This is a genomic window from Salinarchaeum chitinilyticum (genome assembly GCF_055390775.1).
Map to the genome: position 1 here is coordinate 235,050 of NZ_AP043888.1, position 19,074 is coordinate 254,123.

Annotated in this window: 18 protein-coding genes and 1 pseudogene; 9 read left to right on the top strand and 10 right to left on the bottom strand. The window is 66.8% G+C overall.

Annotated elements, in window-relative coordinates:
• Positions 1-472: 472 nt before the first annotated feature.
• Positions 473-2,641 carry an assimilatory nitrate reductase NasA gene (gene nasA / locus ACZ5KP_RS01200; protein ID WP_460919035.1) on the bottom strand — a complete coding sequence of 723 codons (2,169 nt, stop codon included), beginning with the start codon at positions 2,639-2,641 and terminating at the stop codon, positions 473-475.
• A 314-nt stretch (positions 2,642-2,955) separates the two neighbouring features.
• Between nasA and ACZ5KP_RS01205 the strand changes: the two genes are divergently transcribed.
• The 5 genes from ACZ5KP_RS01205 (at position 2,956) to ACZ5KP_RS01225 (ending at position 4,819) form a co-directional block, all read left to right on the top strand.
• The gene (locus ACZ5KP_RS01205; protein WP_460919036.1) at positions 2,956-3,840 is read left to right on the top strand and encodes a shikimate kinase; all 885 of its coding nucleotides are present in this window, start codon (positions 2,956-2,958) and stop codon (positions 3,838-3,840) included.
• Positions 3,841-3,881: 41 nt separating this feature from the next.
• Positions 3,882-4,196, top strand: coding sequence for a chorismate mutase (locus ACZ5KP_RS01210; RefSeq protein WP_460921082.1), 315 nt, complete (start codon positions 3,882-3,884; stop codon positions 4,194-4,196).
• Positions 4,197-4,277: 81 nt separating this feature from the next.
• Positions 4,278-4,430 carry a hypothetical protein gene (locus ACZ5KP_RS01215; RefSeq protein ID WP_460919037.1) on the top strand — a complete coding sequence of 51 codons (153 nt, stop codon included), beginning with the start codon at positions 4,278-4,280 and terminating at the stop codon, positions 4,428-4,430.
• Positions 4,427-4,684 (top strand): type II toxin-antitoxin system VapC family toxin, encoded by a 258-nt coding sequence (locus ACZ5KP_RS01220; RefSeq protein WP_460919038.1) that lies wholly within the window; start codon positions 4,427-4,429, stop codon positions 4,682-4,684. Before ACZ5KP_RS01215 ends, ACZ5KP_RS01220 begins: the two co-directional genes overlap by 4 nt.
• Positions 4,685-4,696: 12 nt before the next feature.
• Positions 4,697-4,819, top strand: coding sequence for a hypothetical protein (locus ACZ5KP_RS01225; RefSeq protein WP_460919040.1), 123 nt, complete (start codon positions 4,697-4,699; stop codon positions 4,817-4,819).
• A 110-nt stretch (positions 4,820-4,929) separates the two neighbouring features.
• On the opposite strand, the gene ACZ5KP_RS01230 is transcribed toward ACZ5KP_RS01225, so the two are convergent.
• The 3 genes and pseudogenes from ACZ5KP_RS01230 to ACZ5KP_RS01240 all read right to left on the bottom strand — a co-directional run.
• Positions 4,930-5,283: a type II toxin-antitoxin system PemK/MazF family toxin gene (locus ACZ5KP_RS01230; protein ID WP_460919042.1), complete on the bottom strand. Its 354-nt coding sequence runs from the start codon at positions 5,281-5,283 to the stop codon at positions 4,930-4,932.
• Positions 5,280-5,516 carry a hypothetical protein gene (locus ACZ5KP_RS01235; protein WP_460919043.1) on the bottom strand — a complete coding sequence of 79 codons (237 nt, stop codon included), beginning with the start codon at positions 5,514-5,516 and terminating at the stop codon, positions 5,280-5,282. The genes ACZ5KP_RS01230 and ACZ5KP_RS01235 overlap by 4 nt, the downstream gene beginning before the upstream one ends.
• A 281-nt stretch (positions 5,517-5,797) precedes the next feature.
• A pseudogene (locus ACZ5KP_RS01240) lies at positions 5,798-6,184 on the bottom strand (CopG family ribbon-helix-helix protein); the annotation flags it as partial.
• A 119-nt stretch (positions 6,185-6,303) separates the two neighbouring features.
• Between ACZ5KP_RS01240 and ACZ5KP_RS01245 the strand changes: the two are divergent.
• A complete protein-coding gene (locus ACZ5KP_RS01245) occupies positions 6,304-7,290 on the top strand; it encodes a sulfite exporter TauE/SafE family protein (protein ID WP_460919045.1) in 987 nt (328 codons plus the stop codon).
• Positions 7,291-7,330: 40 nt separating this feature from the next.
• On the opposite strand, the gene ACZ5KP_RS01250 is transcribed toward ACZ5KP_RS01245, so the two are convergent.
• The 4 genes from ACZ5KP_RS01250 to ACZ5KP_RS01265 all read right to left on the bottom strand — a co-directional run bounded on the left by ACZ5KP_RS01250 (position 7,331) and on the right by ACZ5KP_RS01265 (position 12,278).
• Positions 7,331-8,917, bottom strand: coding sequence for a PH domain-containing protein (locus ACZ5KP_RS01250; RefSeq protein ID WP_460919046.1), 1,587 nt, complete (start codon positions 8,915-8,917; stop codon positions 7,331-7,333).
• On the bottom strand, positions 8,914-9,387 hold the full coding sequence (locus ACZ5KP_RS01255) for a PH domain-containing protein (RefSeq protein ID WP_460921084.1): 474 nt from the start codon (positions 9,385-9,387) through the stop codon (positions 8,914-8,916). Before ACZ5KP_RS01255 ends, ACZ5KP_RS01250 begins: the two co-directional genes overlap by 4 nt.
• A 273-nt stretch (positions 9,388-9,660) precedes the next feature.
• Complete coding sequence (locus ACZ5KP_RS01260; protein ID WP_460919048.1) at positions 9,661-10,305, bottom strand: DUF7504 family protein; 645 nt, start codon at positions 10,303-10,305, stop codon at positions 9,661-9,663.
• 221 nt (positions 10,306-10,526) lie between these two features.
• Positions 10,527-12,278: a tRNA uridine(34) 5-carboxymethylaminomethyl modification radical SAM/GNAT enzyme Elp3 gene (locus ACZ5KP_RS01265; protein WP_460919049.1), complete on the bottom strand. Its 1,752-nt coding sequence runs from the start codon at positions 12,276-12,278 to the stop codon at positions 10,527-10,529.
• Positions 12,279-12,458: 180 nt separating this feature from the next.
• Here ACZ5KP_RS01265 and ACZ5KP_RS01270 point away from each other — a divergent pair, with 180 nt between their 5' ends.
• Together ACZ5KP_RS01270 and ACZ5KP_RS01275 are read left to right on the top strand one after the other, a co-directional pair.
• Positions 12,459-13,874 (top strand): protein kinase domain-containing protein, encoded by a 1,416-nt coding sequence (locus ACZ5KP_RS01270; RefSeq protein ID WP_460919051.1) that lies wholly within the window; start codon positions 12,459-12,461, stop codon positions 13,872-13,874.
• Positions 13,871-14,656: a hypothetical protein gene (locus ACZ5KP_RS01275; RefSeq protein WP_460919052.1), complete on the top strand. Its 786-nt coding sequence runs from the start codon at positions 13,871-13,873 to the stop codon at positions 14,654-14,656. The genes ACZ5KP_RS01270 and ACZ5KP_RS01275 overlap by 4 nt, the downstream gene beginning before the upstream one ends.
• 134 nt (positions 14,657-14,790) lie before the next feature.
• Here the strand turns inward: ACZ5KP_RS01275 and ACZ5KP_RS01280 are convergent, their stop codons facing one another.
• The gene (locus tag ACZ5KP_RS01280) at positions 14,791-17,052 is read right to left on the bottom strand and encodes an OB-fold nucleic acid binding domain-containing protein (RefSeq protein WP_460919053.1); all 2,262 of its coding nucleotides are present in this window, start codon (positions 17,050-17,052) and stop codon (positions 14,791-14,793) included.
• 454 nt (positions 17,053-17,506) lie between these two features.
• Here ACZ5KP_RS01280 and ACZ5KP_RS01285 point away from each other — a divergent pair, with 454 nt between their 5' ends.
• A complete protein-coding gene (locus tag ACZ5KP_RS01285; protein ID WP_460919054.1) occupies positions 17,507-17,707 on the top strand; it encodes a DUF7835 family putative zinc beta-ribbon protein in 201 nt (66 codons plus the stop codon).
• A 118-nt stretch (positions 17,708-17,825) separates the two neighbouring features.
• On the opposite strand, the gene ACZ5KP_RS01290 is transcribed toward ACZ5KP_RS01285, so the two are convergent.
• Positions 17,826-18,977: a cystathionine gamma-synthase gene (locus tag ACZ5KP_RS01290; RefSeq protein WP_460919056.1), complete on the bottom strand. Its 1,152-nt coding sequence runs from the start codon at positions 18,975-18,977 to the stop codon at positions 17,826-17,828.
• Positions 18,978-19,074: the final 97 nt, after the last annotated feature.

Here is a 19,074-nt window from a genome sequence, read left to right on the forward strand (position 1 = left end):
TCCTATGTCTGAACGACCATGCACAATTTCTCCATTTTCCTTGCGGAACATTGTTCGAATCCAGTTCAACCTCTGCGGATAGTCTATAATAAGCACCCGCGTTTGCATTCTACCAGAAATAGGAGCATCCGTAGCCGCACAGCCGATATGGAACGTGATATTACGCATATAAGGTCGTCATGCGGTCGGAGCGATCCCGGCGACACGCCCTGGAAGCGGCCGTTCGTGAGGCAGGTGCGCCGACGAATTCGCCGCGAGGACTCGCGCGCAGCGCTGTCGTCCGACAGCGTCACGCCTTCCCAACGACAGCTGGCGAGAATCTGGCATCCGTCGGACGGCGCCGACGCAACTGTGCAGATCGTCGACCGTCCGGGTGTGTAGCAGCCGTCGAACGACAGTTGGCGTCGGATACGCACCACGTCCGATCGTGAAACGGACCGTCTGCGTGCTCGCCAATCGGAGGAAGCGCCCCTCAGTCGGCGGGTTCTGGAACGGCGTCGCGCTGCTTCGGCGCGACGAGTCGCACGGCACACTGTTTGAGGTTCGGTTCGTCGGAGCGCGGATCGCGATCGGGGAGAGTGAGGTCGTTGACTGCGGGGTGGTGGATCGGGAGCCAGACCAGCCCGTCCGGGACGGCGTCGTCTGCCTCCACGACCGCGGTGAGCGATCCCCGCCGGGACTCGATCCGGAGTCGATCGTCCGGGCCGGCGAGTCGATCGTCGTGTGCCGCAGCCGTCGCTGGACTCACGCGTGCCACGGCCAGCTCGTCGTCTCGGGTCCGAACCCCGGTGTTGTAGCCGTCGTCCTGGCGAGCCGTGGTCAGCGTGAGTGGGAACTCCTCGTCCGGTGGTTCCGGGAGCCCCTGATGGGTCTCGCTCGAGAAACGTGCCTTGCCGGAGGGCGTGGGGAACTCCCAGGTCCCCTCCAGATCGTACGCGGTGCCGATCACCCGGTCGTCCTCCTCCACCTCCTCGCCGTCAGCGTCAGCCGACGCATCGATTTCCTCCAATGGTGGGTCGTAGTACCGGTAGCCGCTCTCGCTGGTCGGCGTCGGCGCCGGCCAGCGGACCGCCCGGTCGCCGGTCAGACGCTCGTAGCTGACGCCCGAGCAGTCCGCGTCGGTGCCGGCGGTCAGCTCGGCGAACTCGCGAAAGACGTCGGCGGGCTCCAGCGAAGGGCCCTCGAGCAGCCACGGACAGACCCGCTCGCCGATGGCGGCGATCAGCTCGAGATCGGTCTTGACGCCGGTCGGCGTCTCGGTCGCAGCACGTACCCGCGAGATCCGTCGTTCCATGTTGATCGCCGTGCCCTCCGACTCACCCCAGGTCGCCGCGGGAAGGACCACGTCCGCGAGTTCGACGGTCTCGGTCCGGAACGCGTCCTGGACGATCAGGAACGTGTCCTCGAGGCGCTCCCGTGCCGCGCTGGCGTCCGGAACGCCAGCCGCCGGGTTGGTCGCGACCGTCCAGCAGACGTCGACGGGGCCACTCTCCTCCATCGCTTCGACGATACCGACGGGCCCGGGGCCGGTGTCGTCCGCCAGCCGTGCGACCGGAACGTCCCACGCATCGGCGACGGTCTCGCGCTCCGCCGGATCGTCGAACTCCCTGTGGCCGGGCCAACTCCCCTTCGAGGAGCAGACGCGGGTCCCCATCGAGTTCGCCTGCCCGGTGAGCGAGAAGGGGCCGGCGCCGGGACCGAGATTTCCGGTCGCGAGACAGCAGTCGATCAGTGCGCCGGCCGTGGCGGTTCCCTGGACGCTCTGGTTGACGCCCATCCCCCAGTAGATCAGGGTGTCGTCCGACAACGCGTCCGCGAGCGAGGCGGGGACGTTCTCGCCGACGACCGCAGTCTCGGCAGCCTCCGCGGGTGACGGCAGCTCGTCCACCAGTTCGTCGAACCCCTCGGTATGCGCCGCAACGAACTCCTCGTCGACGCCGTCCCGATCGACGATCGCAGCGAGGACGCCCCTGGCCAGCGCGAGATCCGATCCAGGCTCGAGCTGGACGTGCTCGTCGGCCAGCTCGGCGGTGTCCGTCTCGACCGGATCGACCACGATCAGCCGCGACCCCTGCTCGGCGGCACTCTCGCGAATCCAGCGGAACATGACCGGATGTGCGACCGCGGGGTTCGCTCCCCAGATCAGGTGCGTGTCGGCCTCCGGAATGTCGTCGTACGTCGGCGGCGGCGCGTCGCTCCCGAACGCGTCGTAGTACGCCGTGACGGCGCTGGCCATGCAGAGCGTCGTGTTCGCGTCGTAGTGGCGGGTCCCGATCCCCGCGCGTGCGACCTTCCCCAGCAGGTACGCCGCTTCGTTCGTCTGCTGGCCGCTACCGAGTACGGCGACAGCGTCTGGATTGGCCGACGCGGCCCGGTCGATGTGTTCGGCCGCGTGGGTCAACGCAGTGTCCCAGGTCGTGGGCACGAGTTCCCCGTCGCGGCGAACGAGTGGCTGGGTGAGCCACTCGCCTTCGGGATCGGCGGTTTCGCTGACGCCTCGCTGGCACCCGAGCCCGCGATTCACTGGATGGGCGGGATCGCCGCGGACGACGTCGAGCCCGTAGCCTGTTTCGACGGCGCGTTGCACGTGGCCACAGCCGACCGCACACCGCATGCAGGTCGTGGGGACGAGCTCCGTCACGCTCGACACCCCGCTGGAGCGGGGCCGCCGTGGAGCGAAGCGTTACCAGAACAGCTGGCCGTTCGGCCGGGAATCGCCTCCATGCCCTGACGATCGATCATGGATCACAAGAACTACTGAACGAACATAATCGTACTCGTTCCGAATCGGCGAGTATCCACGGAAATCCTGCTCGAACGACCGATATGCAATCACCTGATAGACGTATAAGGTGGCGATCGTCAGATCCGAACGGCCGGTGAGACCGCCCGACCGTCGATCCGCCGCCGCGACCACACCGTCAACGGTATGTGACGGCGTGCGGAGGGACGGATATGGACGGTCGGGCGAGAGCACCCGGCGCGGGCACGATCTGCAACGCCCTTGCGACCGGGCAGGGATCCGCGTTCGCCATCGACGCGTACACCACCGCGAGCGTCTCGCTCGATCCGGGGCGCGACGACGTCGACGGAGAAATCGCGGACGCACCCGACGCGGACACCGCCCTGATCGAGCGCTGCGTCGAGCTGACGATCGAGCGCTTCGGCGACGGCGAGGGCGGCGAGGTCCGCACCGACAGTGAGGTGCCGATGGCCGCGGGGTTGAAGTCCTCCAGCGCGGCGGCGAACGCGACGGTACTCGCGACGCTCGACGCGCTCGGCGTCGCAGACGCTGGAGATCCGACGCTCGCAGCGACCGGCGAGATCGATCGCGAGGACGCCTGCCGACTCGGCGTCGAAGCCGCCCGCGACGCCGGCGTGACGGTGACGGGGGCGTTCGACGACGCCTCGGCGAGCATGCTCGGCGGCGTCACGGTCACGGACAACGCCGAGGACGAGCTGCTCGCCCGCAAGGAGCGGGACTGGGCAGTGCTCGTCTGGACGCCACCGGAGCGGGCGTTCTCCGCCGACGCGGACGTCGAACGCTGCGAGCGCATCGCCTCCACGGCCGACGTCGTGATCGAGCACGCCCTCGATGGCGACTTCGCTCGCGCGATGACCGTCAACGGCTTCGCGTTCTCCGCGGCGCTCGAGTTTCCCACGGAGCCACTGCTCGAGGCGCTGCCCGAGGCAGCGGGCGTTTCGCTCTCCGGGACGGGACCGAGCGTCACCGCCGTCGGCGACCGCGAGGCGCTGGCGGACGTGCGAGCGGCGTGGGCGGAGCGACCTGGAACCATCCGATTGACGACGACGCAAACCGACGGAGCGACCATCCAATGACAGACCACGAGGAGACCCACACCGACGGCTCGACCGAATCGATGGCACGACTGCTGGCGGACGGGGGCGACCCCGAGGGCATGCAGGACATGTCTCTCGACGAACTCCGCGAGGAGATCGAGTCCATCGACCGCGAACTCGTCGAACTGATCGCCCGCCGGACCTACGTCGCGGACACGATCGCCGCGGTCAAAGACGAGCGCGACCTGCCGACGACCGACGAACAACAAGAGCAGCGCGTGATGGACCGGGCCGGCACGAACGCCGAGCAGTTCGACGTCGACGCGAACCTCGTCAAGGCGATCTTCCGGCTGCTGATCGAGCTGAACAAGGTCGAGCAGCGGGAAAACCGATAACATCTACCTGGATGCAAAGCGGAGAGCGGTCGAAATCCTTCGTAGCAAGTTCTTTTACTCGTGCGTGCTCGTACATCCACTATGGGAAACCGAGTTGGGAGCCCACCAGTCTCCAATCCAACCGAGGACATCGAGGACGGGCAGCGGAAGCTCGGTGACTTGCTCGCTGGCCGCCTGTCCGACGTCGATGTCGACTCCGTCGAGGCCGTGCGGGAGCTCCGTGAGCGACGATGAGGGTTCTGGTCGATACAAACGTTCTCGTTGCCAGTCTCACGGACGAACCGTCCCGTGGAACTGTCGCTACGGATTTTCTCAATGGAGAGTACGAGTACTGCACGTCGCTACTGAACCTGATGGAGTTGCGGTCGGTGATGACCAAGAAGAAGCAAAGTGAACAGGACCGAGTAGAGGAGGTCCTGGACGACCTCTTCGAGGAAATTGACGTTTACGCACCCGAAATCAGTGACCAGATTGCAGCGTACAATTGACAGCGCGACAATTTGCTCTACACGATCGATTGCCTGCTTCTCGCACTCGCCGAGGACATCGACGCAACCCTCGTGACGTTCGACACCGAGTTGCTGGAACATGGGGCCGTCGAACCCAACGAGCTAATCGAGTAACGGGGCGGAGCTGGGTCGGTTCCAGCAGCTCCCGAGAACCGAGCCAACCCATGACTATGTTACAGTATCCAGAGACTTGAACAAGGTCGAACAGCGCGAATCCCGATAAACTAGCCGAGCCCAAGACTCAGTTCCAGGGCATCGTCCACGTCCGACATCGTGGTCTCGTCGAGGTTTCCGACGACCGAGTGAATCCGTTTCTCGATGGAGACGACGCGGAGTTGGTCGAGCCGAACCGACGAATCCGTCTCGAATGGCGAATCCGCTGCCTTTACCAGCACCTCGAACGGGTAGCCACGGTGCGTGCCAGTCGCTGGAGCGACGAGAGTAGTACTGGCGTTTCTATTCCCAACGTCGTTCTGTACGACCACGGCGGGTCGTGTCTTTTTCATTTCGTGACCCTCTGCCGGATCGAGCCGGACGATTACGACGTCGCCGCGTCGGACGTCAGGACCCTCGCTCATTCATCCAGCCCGTTCCACGCTTCGTCGGAGGCGTCGTCCCACTCCTCGGCGAGAGCATCGGAACTGTCGGTTGCATCTCGATACGCGGTGGCGAGTTCGTCTTCGTCAGGGCGGTCGGATTCGACCTCCACGACGGCGACAGTCACGCGTTTGTTGGCGTACTCTGTGCCAAGGTACACTCGGCCTCTGTCGTCCGTCTCGTTTGTTCGGAGGTCACGAGCGTCTACTTTCATCGTGATACCCACTATAGCCCATTGCTGGATAAGACTTGCCCACTATTACCCACGCATTCGTTTCGTGGATTCGTATGCCGGATTTCGTCTATCCGGACAAGGTCGAACAGCGGGAGAGCAGGTAACCGACGCGAATCTCGCAGTGGAAACGGCGTCTCGCTGGCACAGCGGGGCGGCAGTCAGTGGCTGTGGTCGTGATCGCCGTGCTCCGTCGCACCGTGATCGTGTGCCTGGCCGGCTTCGTGCACGTGATCGTGTGGATGCGGATGATCGTGGTCGACGGCGTCCCGGATCACCATCACCTTCACCCGGCGAACGGCGTCGAAGTCCCGCAGCTCGTTGACGAGCGCGTGGATGCGATCGCCGCGTCCCCGACAGAACAGGGACTCCAGGCAGAGATCTCCCTGATGGGAGTGGCTCGTGTTCAGAATAACGTCCTGGTAGTCGTGCTGGACGCCGTGGAGCTCCTGGATGACGTCGTGGTGGCGATAATCGAACCCCACCAGCGCGACGAGGTCCTCACCGGCCTCCTCGAGGCGAGTGTGTGCCTCGACGTACTCCAGCATCGCTTCCCGCACGGCACGAGAGCGGCTCTCGATGCCCTGCTCTTGCCAGACGCGATCGAACTCGGCGAGCAGCTCGTCGGGGACGTTCAGGCTCGTACGCACGGGTGGATCGAGGAGTCCCTCGACCAAGAGTCCCCCGTCTCGGTCGCAGGCGTATGTACGCACGGGCATTCGCGTAGTAACAATCGCTAAACGGCATCGAGTTGTGATTTCCGGTCACGATGATTCACGCGGAGGCACCCGGCGTGCTCGCGGGTGCAATCTTGCTCGGAGCGGTCCACGGCGTCGAACCAGGACACGGCTGGCCAGTCGCTGCCGCGTACGCTATGGACCGACGAAACACCTGGGCGGCGGGGTTCGCGGCGAGCCTCATCATCGGGATCGGCCACCTGATCAGCTCGATTGCGGTCGTCGTAGCGTACTTCTACGCCATCGCCTACTTCGATCTCACCGGACTCGACGAACCGATCGTCGTCGCTGGCGTCGCGATCGGCGGTCCGCTCGGCGTCGTCGCCGGACTGCTGTTGATCGGACTCGGCATCAGGGAGTACTACGGCGGACACGGCCACGGCCTCGACGACGCCGAAGTGCACGACGACACTCACGAAGACGCGCACGATAACGCTCACGACGAAGGGCACGACGTGGAGCACGCGCACGAGGAGGGGCACGACCAGGACGGCCATGACCACGAGGAGGGGCACGAGCACGGCGTCGGCGACGGGCGGGAACACGAACACGGAGAGCACGACGACGGGCACGTTGCCGGCCACAGTCTCGACGAAGGACACTCGCATGCGCCTCACGAACACGACGCCAATCACCGGCACGGCGCTACGGACGGCGACGGCTGGCGCGCTCGTCTCCGATCGGCCCTGCCGTTCGTCGGTGGGCACGAACACATGGATACGGCGACCGCGGAGAATCGGGGCCTGCTCGGCATCGCGTGGGTCGCCTTCGTACTGGGATTCGCCCACGAGGAGGAGTTCGAGATCATCGCGCTGTGTACCGGGTCGTCGCACTGCCTCGAGCTCATGCTCGCCTACGCGATCACCGTCATTCTGGGCATCGTCGGGCTCACGATGGCGCTGGTCGCTGGCTACCAGCACTTCGAGGAGCGAGTCGAGCGACTGACCCCGTACCTGCCTGCGTTCTCGGCGGCAGTGCTGATCGTGATGGGGCTCGGATTCGTCCTCGGGATCCTCTGAGCACGGATCGCTGGCGGGTGACCGGCCGCTGCTCGCTCGATCACTCCGGGCGTTCGCTGCCCGTCGCGGACTCCTCGCCCGAAGCGCTCGACTGCTGTACGATCCCGGCGGGATCGACCGGACCGTCCCGGAAGCGGTCCGCCGGTCGCTCGTCCTGTTCGGCGAGCGCGTCGAGCAGTCGTTCGGCGATCGTCTCGCGGAGCTCGTCGGCCACCGCTCGATCGACGTCGACCATCCTGCTGTCGTCGCTCACGAGGCTCTGCGAGCCCGCGATGTCGACGTGCACCGTCGCGAGGCCACGGCGGCGCTGGAAGACCGTCTGCGAATCGGCGACCGTCTGGACGCGGTGGTAGGGGACGATCTTCGTGGTGCGACTCCAGAACCCGTGGCGCGTGAGGACGTGATCGTCGGTGAGTGCGTAACCGAGGTTCCGCCACTTCAGGTGGGCCGCGATGGGCACCAGCGGAAACGCGAGCGGAACGATCCACCAGGGGCCGCCCCAGACGTCGCCCGCTACGGCGCCGTACGCGATCGCGGTGAGGACGCCAAGCACGATCGAGTACCGAGCGACGTAGCGGGTTCTCGCTCGTTTCGGGGGGCGCTCGAACGCGGGGAGGTCCACTGGCTCGATCTCTTTCGCCAGCTCCACGACGCGATCGCGCCGTGCGATCGGCACCGCGGCCTGGGAGCCGCCTTCCTGACCTGGCGAGAAGCCGGCTGTCTCCGCAGTCAGCGAAGCGTAGCCCACGAGCCGTGCGAGCACGTTCTCCGTGATCGTCACCGCCTGCACCTTCGCGAGCGGGATCGTCCCCGAGAACTTCTGGAGGAGGCCGCGTTCGTAGCGCAGTTCGTCACCGACCTCGAAGAGCTGGAAGCCGTAGTAGTTCGTCACCGCGTAGGCAGCACTGAGCACCGCCGTCGCGAGGTAGATCGCGAGGACGATCGCCGGCACGAACAGGACCGCGAGCCCCGCGCTGCCGCCAGCGAGATCCCTGATCTGGGGAACGAACGGCGTGATCGCGAAGAAGACGAGCGGCAGGATCCGGGAGTCCAGCGAGACGATCCCGAGCACGCCCAGTTCGCGTGGCGTCATCTCGAAGAGGAGTTCGCGCCGCTCCGCCGGCGTCGCCTCGCCAGCCGTCGCTTCTCCCTCGATTGCTTCGCCGTCCCGTTCGGCAGCGACGCTCCGCCGTTTGCGCTCGCTGATCTCGTTCTGTAACCGATCTGCCTCCGCTTTGCCGACGTACTGGAGGTGCGCCTCGGTCCCACTTCCGCCGGCCGTCTCGACGCGGACCTCCGCGAGCCCCAGTGCACGCTGTACGACCGTTCGCTCGATGGAGACGTTCTGGACGCGGCCGTAGGGGATCTCGCGGGAGCGCCGGGAGAGCACGCCGGCGTCGATGTCGAGCGTGTTCTCGGTCAGCTCGTACTCGTAGCGTCGGTAGTAGGCGTACTGCCAGCCGAGGATCGCGAGCAGACCGACGATGACGACCAAACCGGCGACGGCGTAGGCGAGTGCGCCGTCGAGAAACTGCGGAATCCCGAAGAAGGCGAAGAAGACGATCACGACGACGTTGCCCACGGCTCGGGCCGCGCGATAGGGGATCGAGAGCGGGTGGAGCTTCATACTGCGGTGTCGTCCTCGGCAGCGATCGCCAGCTGTTTGAGCCGGCGCTGGTGCTCGGTCGCGCGGTCGGCCTCGATGCCGGGGATCGTGACGTCCGCGCCACGGGATCCAGCGGTGTAGACCACCAGTGACGAGAGTCCTGCCACGCGCGCGATCGGCCCCCTGGCGGTGTCGACGTGCTGGATGCGGACGAAGGGAACGACGGTCCGGACTCGCGTCAGGACGCCCCGCTCGAGGTAGATGGCGTCCTCGCGGAACTCGTACTGCCAGGCGCGATACCGCATCACGGCGTGGGTAACGAACAGCACGAGTAGCGCAAGCGTGATTCCCGCAGGGACGAGCAGGGAGATCTCGAGCCACTGCCAGACGGCGACGAACCCGATCGCGCCGAGCACGAGCGACCACACCACTGCGCGGGCGATCCAGATGATCCGAATCCGCGGATGGAGCGACCGTTCGGAGACGGTCAGTTCGGACGGATCGATCGCGGCAGGGTCCGCTGGTTCAGGCGCGGAGGAGCCGTCGCTCGCCGGGGCGTCAGCACCGGTCTCATCTGCCGCGTCGGTACTGTCTCCGGCCACCGGATCCCGGTCCCCGGACCCGTCCCCCGTCGCCGGATCGGCAGACTCGTCGGCGCCGCCCGGTCCGTCCCTCCCGTCCGGATCGTCGCCGGAAGCTCCTCGCATACGTTGATCAATCTGCCCCGGAACGTCAAAAAGGGCCGCGTCGCGTCCCAGGTCGTGCTACAGCTCGATCCACTGGCTGTCGACGTCCTGGTCGAGGAGCCGCCAGCGATGTTCGGCGCCGTCCGCCGTCGCACGGACCTCGACGACGGCGTCGAACAGCGGCTCGAGGAGTTTGACGTGATCGTCGTCGGGAGCGAGTCGCAGGTGGAAGTGGCCCATCCCGTTGACGTCGCGAACGCGGGCGGTGACGACGTGCACCAGCCGGAACACCGTCTCGGGGTCGTACTCGGCGAACAGCGGGCCGAGCGCGTCGACGCAGACGCGGAACTCCGCGGGCTCGAGTCCGGCGTCGGCGGTGAGGCCGTCGATCTTGTCCGCGACGGCCTGCCCGAGCGGTCCCAGGAGGTCGCTGTCGACGATCGTTGCGTTCCGCTCTGCTCCCGGGTCGCCGTAGGTGATGAGATTGGTCTCCCCTGCCGCGTCTTCGGGGGGAAGCCACCCGCAGGTGCCACCCGGCGCCGTTCGGACGACGAGGCGAGCCCGAGGGGCGTCGGTCCCGAGCAACCGTCGACAGACGGCGGCGTGTGCAGTCCGGTCCGCGGTACCGACGACGACCACGTTCGAGCCCGTGCGTTTGAGCGTCGCGAGGGCCTCGGAGAACGTCGAACCGTCGGGCGTCTCGCCGCCCTGTTCGGACCGCATTCTTGCGTTACTGTCCGTTCAAGTTCCAATAAGCGTTGTGGCCAAAATTACCGGTTCGGATCGCACAGAACAAACGAGCGAGCGGTGCCCTCCGCGACGTTCGAACGGAGCGTTCGAATTCGCTCGCGAACCGTCCGGTCGTGCCGGTCGACGGTCGCGCGATCGATCGCCAGCGGGATCGATCGCCACGCGATAACGAAATCGACGGGACGTTCGAGACCTCAGAGCTGTTTCGAGACGTACGGACCGTCCTGTCGGTAGTCGAGTTGCTCCCGGTAGTACTCGCGTGCCCCGATTCCGGCGATCACTGCGAGCTTCGAGTAGCCCCGATCCCGCGCGATGGTCTCTGCGCGCTCGACGAGTCGCCGGCCGTGGCCCTGGTGCTGGAAGCCGTCTTCGGCTGGCCCGTCGCCCTCGTTCCCGTGGCTGTCCGTCCCACCGCCGCCGGCGTCGCCGCCGGAATCGCCGATGCCAAGCTCGCTCCCGTAGACGTGGAGTTCGCGGATCACGGCGGCGTCCTCGAGCTCCCTGCGGATCGGATCGCCCGGTTCGCGGAGCCGACAGAAGCCGATCAGGAGATCTTGATCGAAGTCCTCGATCGAGACGAAGTGTTCGGTGCCGCCCGCTGCCTCGTAGGTGTCGACGCGAAGTTCGGGATCGACCGGCTCGGCGTCGTTCATCCCGACCTCCCGACACCGGATACACTCACACGACCAGCCGTGCTCGTCCAGCCGCTGCCAGGCGAGCTGCCGGAGGTTCGACTTCCAGACGCCGCCCTCGATGACGGTGGCGGGGATGTCCCGCTGGACGCGCTGGAGACGGGTGTAGCGGGGAAGCATCGACATGATCTCCGCGACCAGTTCGGCGGCCTCGTCGTTGCCCAGCGGTTCGAACTGCCCGCGACGATACATGTCGTAGGTGACCGTGTCCTCGACGATCAGCGTCGGGTAGATCTTGAGGTAGTCCGGCCGCCACTCGGATCGCTCGACGAGCCGGCGGAAGTCCTCGAGGACCATCTCCTTCGACGCACCGGGCTGGCCCGGCATCATGTGGAAGCCAACCTTGAACCCGGAATCCCGCAGCCGACGGTTCGCGGAGATCGATGCTTCGTTCCCGTGGCCGCGGTGCATCTCGCGGTTGATCCGCTCGAAGGTCGTCTGGACGCCGACCTCGACCTTCGTGCCGCCGAGGCGGAGCATCCGGTTCACCTGCTCGGGGTCACACCAGTCGGGCTTGGTCTCGAACGTGATCCCGATCGCGCGGACGTCGCCGGTCTCGTTCTCGGCGATCACGTCCTCCGTGTAGTGGTACTCGCCGGGGGCACCTGCGGCCGTCGCGTCGCCGGGAGCTCCCACGCCCGATCCGTTGCGCTCGAACGTCCGATCGGGCGCGAAGCTCTCCGTCTCTGAAGGGTTCGGTTCTGCGTCGGGATCGAAGTCGTTCATCGCCCGGAGTGCCTCCCGAACGAACCACTCCTGGTAGTCGTGACTCCGCGCGGTCATCGTCCCGCCCATCAAGATTAGCTCGGCCTTGTCCACCGGATGACCGATCTCCCGGAGCTGATTGAGCCGGAGCGTCACCTGCCCGTAGGGATCGTAGTCGTTTTGCTCGCCACGGGCTGCGGCGGGTTCCAGCCCGGTGTAGCTCTGGGCGGAGTCGAACTCCGAATCCGGCCCGCCGGGACAGTAGAGACACTTCCCGTGCGGGCACGAGTGCGGACTCGTCATGATTGCTACCGGCGAGACGCCGGAGGCCGTACGCACTGGCTTGCGATGAAGCACCTGCGCCAGCTCGTCGCGACGGCCGTCCGGGGCGCGATCCAGTAGCTCGGTGTGCTTTGGCACCTTCGACGCGGAGTACTTCGAACAGACCTCCAGCTTCGCGGACTCGACGTCCTCGCGCTCGAGGTCGCCGGCGAGGACTCTGTCCACCAGCTCCTCACAGGCCTGCTCGAAGCCGTCGTCGGTGCTCATCGGGGCAAATTCGGGGAGGTCCGGGAATAAGCGTGACGCTACGGTGAGCCACGAGCTCCGGCAAAGCACGCGGCCGCGCCGCTGTCGAACCTCATTGCCGGGCCGATACGTGCCAGAAACGCCCCAGAGAGCAACCAACGGTTTAACGATCGGGCTCGTAGCACCGTCCAACGGCCAGCCATGGCAATCGAGAACCACCCGAGCGTCCGGGACCTCGTCCGGCGGACGCTCGACGCGCCGGAGGACGCCCGCGAGGCGCTCCCGGCGCTCTTCGGATCGCTCGACCACGAGGATCCGGTGGTTCGCGTCGGCGTCGCCTGGGGCATCTGCGCGGTCGCGTCGGCCAACCCCGCGGACGCCGCCGACGTCGTCCGGCGTCTCGAGGGGCGGCACGGCCACACGGCCACGATGGCCGCGAACTGGATCCGTCGAGAGGTCGATCTGGACGGTGGCAGTGATCGTGCCAGCGACCGGTCACCCCTTCCCGGTGCTGGCAGCAGAAAGACGGCTGACGCCGAGAGTGAAGTCAGCGGCGAACGTGCAGACGAAACTACCGGCAACCGTACCAATGAACCAGTCGCCAGTGGAACCGAATCACAGATCCCTCAGCGTCCGGCGGACGCGTCCACCAGCGACGAGCCACGAAGCGATTCGTCGGATCCGACCGAGTCGTCGGAAGCCGACTCGCACGAGGACGACGAACCGGCGGGGCCCGGCAGCCCGGTCCAAGAGCGGGCGGACGAGGTCGTCCAGAACGGGCAGTTCACCATCGAACTCGACCGTACGTCGCTCGACTCCCTCGAGATCGTCGAGCGAATCGCGTCGGACCGCAGCTCCTGGACCTACGCCGGTATCGCGACGGTGAACGCCTCACGCCACGCCGTGCTGGTCCGGACCTACCGACCGCCACAGGGCGCGCGTCTCTCCACGTTCTCCGGTGCGTTCGAGACCGCCGCCAGCGACTGGGACGGCGTCGACGACCACGAGAACGTGCTGAGCGTCCACGACTACGGGCGACGGCCCCATCCCTGGATCGTCACCCAGTACGCGCCGCGGACCCTCCGCTCGATCGGCCAGCTCCCCGTCGATGCAGCGCTCACCGTCGGGCTCGACGCCGCTACCGGGCTCGGACACGCCCACGAACGTGGCGTCACCCACCGATCGCTCGACCCACGAGCCATCGCACTCGACAGCGAGGACGGCCGGCCGATCGGCCGGCTCGCGAACCTCGGGATCGTCGACGCGTTCCGGGCCGTCGACGGACCGCTGCCGCTCGACTCCCGCTACGCCGCGCCGGAACTGTTCGATTCCGAGCACGGCGCCGTGGACTGGCTGACCGACGTCTACCACCTCGGGGCCGTCCTCTACACCGCGTTCACCGGCCGGCCACCGTACCAGGAATCGCTGGTCCAGCGAGGTGGACCGGTCGGCCTCTCCTACGAACCCCCATCGAGCGTGACCGACGGCGTTCCGGTCGCTGCGGATCGCATCGTGGCCAAGGCGATGGCGACCCACAAGATCGCTCGGTACGAAAGCGCCGACGAGTTCGCTCGCGACCTCAAGAGCGCGCTCGCGGAGGTCAGGGACGGCGCATGACGGCGGCGGGAGCGGCGACGGTCACGCCGCTGGGTCGACTACCGACTGGACCAGCGTTCGTGCAGCTGCAGGCGACGCCGGCACCCGACGTCGGCACGGCCGTGGTCACGATCGTCGGTGCCACCCTGCTCGGCCTGCTCTCCCTGCGACTCACGTATCTCGCGGTGGTGACCCGAACCAGGGTCGCGCGCCCCCAGGCGGCGCTCTGGGAGTACTTCGGGATCGCCGGGGTCGTCGGCGCTCTCTACGCGGCGTTCGTCCTCCTCGGGCTTTGGATCGACGCCCGGCTCCCGTTCGTCGATGGACTCCTGCTGGCGTTCGTCCTCTGCTTCGCGCTGGCGATGCGAGAGGCGTATTTCAACGCGGCGCTCGCGAACTCCGAGCTCGATCGGCTCGGCGAGTACCGCGTCCGTCGCACGCTCGAAATGGCGTTCGTTGCGGTGGTGCTCGTCGTCGCGGTGGGCCCGCGGCTTGGGGCAGCCGAGCTGTTCGCCGTCCCGACCGCCGCCGGTGCCGTCGCGATCGTCGGTTACGGCCTCTACTTCCAGCTTCGGAGAAGTCGACGCCCAGCCACTCGCGGGACGCTCATCGACACGCTCCTCCGCCAGACGGTCCCGGTGATCGTGTTCGCAGGCGGCGCGCTCGTCGCTCCGGTGCTCGCTCTCGGTACTGCTTCCCCGACCGTCGCCAGCGCTGTCGCAGGCGTCTTCGTCGTCGTGACCGCAACGTCGCTGCTGACGGTCACGATCAAGCTCCACCAGCATCTCTCCTCGCGGCGCTGACCGATCGTCGAGTCCGCAACGCTCTCGTCTCGGCGCGAGCGGGTCGTTTCCTGGACGGCCGTCGAGAAAGTGGAGCGACGGCAGCGGAACGCGGACAGGGAAGAAACGAGACGGAAGCAGGGAAGCGAACGGACTCAGGCCTCGATCGAACTCGCCAGCACGCCCACGACGGCCTCGATGGCGGCGTCGCGGTCGCCGGGGAGGTACTCGAGGTGGCCGTCGGCACCGCCGACCGCCTCGATGCCCGGGGCCGTGTCGTCGGCCGACGCCGCGATCTCCCGGACGTCGACGGGCTGGGTCGAGCGGACGAGCAGCTCGTCCTCGCCAGCGCCGATCGTCACGACCGCGCCGACTGCTTCCTCGCGCTCGCGGCGGTGGACCTCGTCGATGAGGAGCGCCGTCGGCGGGAAGTCGAAACGGTGGGTGAACGCGTCGGTGTCGAGGACGGCGAAGCGGACGCCGCCAGTCTCGCGGACCACAAGGTTGTCTCGCGCGGTGGCGACCTCGGTGTCGAGCTTCTCGCGGAACTGCTCGGCGACGTGCTCTGCGAGGCCGGGTGCGCCCTCGAACAGGAGGTCGGCGACGAGCTCTCGTTTGTCGTTGTAATGCTGGTAGTGGGCCTCGAGTGCGAGCGCTTCCCGGATGGCACGGCGCTCGTCCTCGTCGACGCCAGCGTCCTCCGCGGCGGCGAGATAGGCACCGGGCACGTCCTCCCAGTAGCCAATCGAGGGCACGTGCGCGAGTTCGTCGGTGACGTCGGGCGCGATCGTCGCACCGAGTGCGCTACCGAGCACCGCGTTCGAGAGCTCGGTCTCGATCCCGGCGAGATGTGGGTTGACGACGGGGTCGCCGACGACCTCCACGCCGTCGTCGGGCTGGGCGACGTCCAGTACGACGCGATCGACGCCGTAGACGTCCAGCAGCTCGACAGCGTCCTGTGCTTCGACGGAGCTCCCGACGCCGACGAGCACGATCAGGGGAAGCTGCTCCCCGTGACGCTCGCGGTCCTGGAGCATCCGCGTCAGGTCGGAGGTCGCTGCGTCCATACCGTAGAGCGGATCGTCGAGCGGTCGGCGGTGAACGACGTGGTAGTCGGGTTCGGCGCCGCCAGCGTCCGAGCGAGCACGGGCGAACGCGCCGCGCTCGATCGCTGCACCAGCAGCGTAACCGTCAGCGGTGGCGGGATGCCGAAGGACGACGGGGCGGTCCTCCGCGAGCGCGCGGCGGATCGCCGTCGCGGCTTCGACGATTCCCTCGGCGAGCGGTTCGGCGGGATCCGACTCCGCGACGAACTGTGCGGCGTCGGGGCGGACCGCCTCGGCCATCGCCTCGTCGACGCGTGCCGCGATCGCGCTCGCTTCGTCGGCGCCGAGCACGGTCAACGTCTCCGTCTCGACCTGGAGGTCGCCGCGTCGACGCTCGACCGTTCCGTCGAGTCGGAGGACGTCACCGACCTCGACCTCGGGGTAGGCGCGGATGCCGGCGCCGTCGAACGCTGCGCAGTCGACGGTACCGGAGCCGTCGCGCAGTTCGAAGATCGTCGGACCGCCAGTCTGGTGAATGCTCGTCACTTCCGCTTCGAGCCGGACCAGATCGCCCACCGCGTCGTCGAGCGACTCGATGGAAGCGGATTCGGGCTCGTCGGGCGACTCGGAGTGGGAATCGCTCGCGGACCCAGATCCGGAGACGGCGGCGTCGACGGCAGCGGTCTCGGTGTCGCCCGCTACGTCGTTCGCTACTTCGTCGTCAGACTCGTCGTCCGTCGATCGGTCGGTGGCCGTCTCGGTGGCCGTTTCGACGGATTCGCTATCGTCTGCGTCGGTCGGCTCCGACGCGTCACCGTCCTCGCTCTCGTCGTTGGCTCCGTCAGCACCGCCGCTGGGGTGCTCCCGAGCGGGCGCCGGCGTCTCGCCGCCGTCGCTCTGGCGCTGACGGACGTGCTCATTTCCCGACGACTCGCCTCCGCTGGCGGTGGCGTCGGTCGTCGTACCTTCGTCAGCAGCACCGTCGTCACCGGAATCGTAGACCCGTTCGCCGTCGGGGCTGTCCACGAGCATGCCACGGAACTCCCGTTCGGCCTGACGGATCGACCACGCGAGGTCGACGTTGCCGTTGTCGCGCACGCCGGTGACCTGGACGAAGACGTCGTCGCCGGGCTCCCAGGTGAGACTCTCGAGTCGCTGGTCGAGTTCACTCTGGTGGAGGAGGCCGGTGACGGAGTCGCCGATGTCGACGAAGACGCCGAAGTCAGCGTAGCCGTCGACGGTGCCTCTGTAGTATCGATTCGGGGTCAGCTGGTCGGGGGAAGTGCCCTCGAAGACGAAGCCGACGTCCTCCTGATGGACGTCGCAGACCTCGCCATCGGTGGCCGTCCCACAGATGATGCAAGAACCCATTGCTGTACGAGAATCACCCCGGCCTAAAACGGTTGTCGAAACGCTCGTCGTCGACACCGTTCCCGTCGCGATTCGCATTGGTACCGATCGAGCGATCCGACGGGCGCAATCAGGTCGATGGTGCAGTCGGTACGGTAGTTGCAGTCAGTACGGTGGTTGCAGCCGGTACGGTAATTGCGATCGGGAGATCGGTCGCGGTCGGTGGCTCGCACTGTCGGGTAGCAGGCAGAGTCCGGCGGCAGCCAGAGCACGGAACCGTTCGTCTGTCCGGCATCGAACATCAAATTATCGCCAACTGAAACCGTCGGTTGAGGAGCTCGAGAGTGCTTCGACACTGTGCTACGACGCACGGTAGCAGAGCTACGCTACCATTGGTAATCGGCTCGTATCTGCGATTCTCAACTGATGAAATCCCGAGCATACGCTTATGTGCGATGTACGAATTAGTTAGGGTATGGCCACGACCGACAGTTCAATCGATGGCATGACCGAGCGCTGTGACGCCTGCGATATGGACACTCTACACCAGGTCAACGTCCAGATCAAGACCGAGAGCTCGAGTTCCGAGAACGCCCACTACTCCCGCGAGCCCTACCGGGTGAAGGAGTGCCAGCAGTGCGGCGAGCGCTCCAGCCAGCGGATGAACAACGCGTAAGCAACTGTTTCTGCCGGCGCAGGCCCGTTCCTCACGTTCGGTGCTGGCGCCGAAATCGCGGCTCCTCCTGCAGTCTACTCCTGTGGGCAGCGCCCCCGTTCACGGACGCAGACGGTACCTACGCGACCGTTTCCTCGATCGCCCGTTCGAGATCCGCCTCGAGGTCCTCGACGTGCTCGAGTCCCACGGAAAGCCGAACGAGGCCGTCCCGGAGACCAGCGTCAAGCCGATCCTCCCGTGGGATCGCCTGATGCGTCATGGCCGCGGGCTGTTCGATGAGACTCTCGACGCCGCCGAGCGACTCGGCGAGGGTGAACACCTCCGTCGCCGCGACCATCTCGGACGTCTCCTCGAGACTCGCGTCGAGCTCGACGGAGACCATGCCGCCGAAGTCGTCCATCTGCTCGGCGGCGACGTCGTGATCGGGATGCGACGCGAGCCCCGGATAGTAGACGCGCTCGACGGCATCGTGCTCCGCGAGCAACTCCGCGATCGCTCGTGCGTTCTCGCAGTGCCGGTCCATCCGCACGGGGAGCGTCTTCGTCCCGCGCAGGACGAGGAACGACTCGAAGGGACCCGGCGTCCCCCCAGCGGCGTTCTGGACGAAGCCGAACGCCTCGTCGAGATCGGAGTCGTCCGTGAGCAGCGCCCCACCGACGACATCTGAGTGTCCGCCGAGATACTTGGTCAGGGAGTGACAGACCACGTCGGCGCCGAGCTCGAGCGGGCGCTGGAGGTATGGCGTCGCGAACGTGTTGTCCACTGCGCAGACTGCGTCGTACGCGTGGGCGACGCCGGCCGCGGCGTCCAGATCCACCACGGAGAGCAGCGGGTTCGTCGGCGATTCCAGCCAGAGCAGTTCGGTGTCAGTCGACATCGCAGCGTCGAGCGCGTCGATGTCGGTGACGTCGACGAACTCGACCTCCAGATCGTGGCGGTCGTAGACCTGCGTCAGCAGCCGGTGGGTGCCACCGTAGACGTCGTTGCCGGCGACGACCCGGTCGCCAGCCTCGAGCGTGTGCAGGACCGCGTCGATCGCGGCCATCCCGGAAGCGAACGCGCGGCCGTACTCGCCGCCTTCGAGACTGGCGAGGTTCTGTTCGAGCGCGGCGCGCGTGGGATTTCCCGTGCGTGCGTACTCATAGCCCCTTTCCTCGCCGGGGGCGTCCTGCTCGAAGGTCGTACTGAGCTGGATCGACGGCATGACGGCGCCGGTGTCGGCGTCGGGAGATTGGCCCGCGTGGATCGTTCGCGTCTCGAATCTGTCCATACCGGACCGTCGGACGCCGCGGGGTAATTCTTGGTGGTCAGCGGAGACCGAGGTGGTAGTCGGAGACAGAGCGGACACCAACTTCCCCCACCGGACT